Annotated in this window: 1 protein-coding gene; it reads left to right on the top strand. The window is 56.6% G+C overall.

Going from position 1 to position 912, the window contains the following annotated elements; translation table 11 throughout:
* Window positions 1–256 precede the first annotated feature (256 nt).
* Window positions 257–912, top strand: a 656-nt coding sequence (locus KDN35_RS19775; RefSeq protein ID WP_212133772.1) for a LacI family DNA-binding transcriptional regulator, incomplete at its 3' end; no start/stop codon positions are given.

Below are 912 nucleotides of genomic sequence, written 5' to 3'. Positions count from 1 at the left end.
GCGGCAAAACCGCCTTGCATGTACTACCATCCTACACGAAACATTCCAGCCGAGAAAACGCTTGCAAACAGCCAAATTTGGTCATTTTTCCTTTTTATAATAGAATGTCGCCATAATTCTGCCAATTTTTCTCGCACGCGCCTTTTTTCTGTAAATTTCATTCATTCTCTATTTTTGCGCATTAACAGTTTACAAGCGGATGCTTTTCCGGTACGATGTTGAAAAACAAACGTTTGCACAGAACTGGGAGGATTGTATGTCCGTTACGATCAAGGATGTGGCCCGCGCGGCGGGAGTCTCTCCTTCCACCGTGTCCCGGGTCCTGTCCCATCATCCGAAAATCAGTCCGGCGACGGTGCGAAAAGTCCGGGAGGCCATGGAGGCGCTTGGCTACCACCCCAACATCATGGCCAAAAGCCTCGTCTCCAAAAGCACGCAAACGATCGGGCTTGTTCTGCCCCGTTCCGTCGAAGAGTTTGTCAATCCGTTTTTTTCCGAGGTGCTGCGCGGCATGCTGGCCTGCGCCCAAACAGCCGGATACGACGTGCTGATGTCATCGGCCAACAGCCGTCCGGAAGAGCTGGAGTCGGTCAACCGGATGATCCTCGGCCGCCGCGTGGACGGCATCATCCTGATGGCCCCCCGCAAGGCGGATCCGCTGGTAGATCTGTTGCTGGAGCACGACTTTCCCTTCGTCCTGCTGGGCCGCTCGCTGGAGCGGGACGATCTATTGTGCGTCAACAACAACAACGTGCAGGCCGCGTTTGACGCCACCCGCCACCTGATCGCCCAGGGGCACGTGCATATCGGTTTTGTCAGCGGGCCGCCGGACATGGTCGTCTCGGAGGATCGGCTGGAAGGCTACAAGCGGGCGCTCGCCGAAGCGGGGCTCCCGTTTCGCCAGGAGTGGGT

The organism is Brevibacillus sp. NL20B1 (assembly GCF_018195675.1).
Classification (GTDB): domain Bacteria; phylum Bacillota; class Bacilli; order Brevibacillales; family Brevibacillaceae; genus Brevibacillus; species Brevibacillus aydinogluensis.
This window is presented reverse-complemented; position numbering and strand designations above follow the sequence as displayed.